Source organism: Geminicoccus flavidas (genome assembly GCF_009806515.1).
Lineage (GTDB): Bacteria > Pseudomonadota > Alphaproteobacteria > Geminicoccales > Geminicoccaceae > Geminicoccus > Geminicoccus flavidus.
Map to the genome: position 1 here is coordinate 1 of NZ_WUJP01000168.1, position 2,112 is coordinate 2,112.

The 2,112-nt window shown below is 68.5% G+C and carries 1 protein-coding gene; it reads right to left on the reverse strand.

Annotation, left to right across the window (positions count from 1 at the left end; genetic code table 11):
* On the reverse strand, window positions 1–2,112 hold a 2,112-nt coding region (alaS, locus tag EQG76_RS04570), incomplete at both ends, for an alanine--tRNA ligase (RefSeq protein ID WP_159710999.1).

Genomic DNA, 2,112 nt, shown 5'->3' on the forward strand with positions numbered 1-2,112 from the left:
AGCTCGTCGGCCGTGCCACGCAGCTCCTTGGCCGGCACACCTTCCAGGGTGCGGGCAGCGAAGGTGATGCCGTTGACCTGACGGGCGGCGTTCTCCGTGCCGACGCCGCCGGTCACGATCTTGCGGCGCAGGTCGGCCAACTCGCGCTCCAGCTTGCGGCGCTCCTCGACCAGGGCGTCGATCCGGGCCGGCAGGTCGCGGGCCGGCACCTTGAGGGCAGCGGCCGCCCTGCCGAGCACCGCCTCCTCCTCCTCGACATGGAGCAGCGCCGCCTCGCCGGTGATCGCCTCGATCCGGCGGATGCCGGCCGCGACCGGACCTTCCGAGAGGATCTTGAACAGGGCCACGTCGCCGGTGCGGGCGACATGGGTCCCGCCGCACAGCTCGACCGAGTAGGTCTTGCCGTCCTCGCCCTCGCCCATCGAGACGACCCGGACCTCGTCGCCGTATTTCTCGCCAAACAGGGCCATGGCCCCGGTCGCGATCGCGTCCTCCCTGGCCATGATCCGGATGGCGGTGGGCGCGTTCTGGCGCAGGTAATGATTCACCTCGCGCTCGACCAGGCCGATCTCCTCCGGCGTCATCGCCTTCGGGTGGCTGAAGTCGAAGCGCAGCCGGTCGGGCTCGACCTTGGAGCCCTTCTGCGCCACATGCGCGCCCAGATGGCGCTGCAGCGCCTTGTGCATCAGGTGGGTGGCGGAATGGGCGCGGCGGATCCGGGCGCGCCGGTCTGCGTCGATCGCGAGCTTCACGTCGTCGCCCTGCCGGATCGTGCCGCGCTCGACCTTGCCGACATGGACGAACAGGTCGCCAAGGTACTTCTGGGTATCGGTGACCGTCACCAGGGCATCGCCCGTGCTGATCGTGCCGGTATCGCCGACCTGGCCGCCGGCTTCGCCGTAGAACGGGGTCTGGTTGGCGACCAGCAGCACCTCGGTGCCGGCGGATACCTCGTCCACCAGGGTGTCGCCCACCACCAGGCCCACCACCTTGCCCTCCGCCGTCGGGGTCTCGTAGCCCAGGAACTCGGTGGCACCGACCTTGTCGCGCAGCTCGAACCAGATGGGGGCGATCGCCGAGGAACCCGAGCCCTTCCAGTGCTTGCGCGCCTCGGCGCGCTGGCGCTCCATCGCCGCCTCGAAGCCTTCGAGGTCGACCCCGCGGTTCTGGGCACGCAGGGCGTCCTGCGTCAGGTCGAGCGGGAAGCCGTAGGTGTCGTAGAGCTTGAACGCGACCTCGCCCGAAAGCGGCTGGCCCTCGGAGAGCGTCGTCACCTCCTCGTCGAGCAGACGCAGGCCGCGCTCGAGCGTGCGGCGGAAATTGGTTTCCTCGAGCTTCAGCACCTCGGTGATCAGCGCCTCGGCACGGACCAGCTCCGGATAGGCCTTGCCCATCTCCTCGACCAGGGTCGGCACCATCCGGTACATGAGTGCCTCGCGCGCGCCCAGAAGCTGGGCGTGGCGCATGCCGCGGCGCATGATCCGGCGCAGCACGTAGCCGCGCCCCTCGTTGGACGGCATCACTCCATCGGCCACCAGGAAGGCCGAGGCGCGCAGATGGTCGGCGATCACCTTGTGCGAGGGGCGCTGCGGGCCTTCTGCCGGCGTGCCGGTCAGCTCCTCGCTCCTCGCGATCAGCTTCGCGAACAGGTCGATCTCGAAATTGTCGTGCTTGCCCTGGAGCACCGCAGCGATGCGCTCCAGGCCCATGCCGGTGTCGATCGAAGGTCTGGGCAGGTTCACGCGGGTCGCCTTGTCGACCTGCTCGAACTGCATGAACACGAGGTTCCAGATCTCGATGAACCGGTCGCCGTCAGCATCGGCCGAACCCGGCGGGCCGCCCGCGACCTTGTCGCCATGGTCGAAGAAGATTTCCGAGCACGGGCCGCAGGGGCCGGTATCACCCATCGCCCAGAAATTGTCGGAGGTCGGGATCCGGATGATCCGGCTCTCAGGGAGACCGGCGATCTTCTTCCAGAGATCGAACGCCTCGTCGTCCTCGGCATAGACCGTGGCGGTCAGGCGCGATGCGGGCAGGCCGTACTCCCGGGTGATCAGGTTCCAGGCCAGCTCGATCGCGTGCTCCTTGAAATAGTCGCCGAACGAAAAGTTG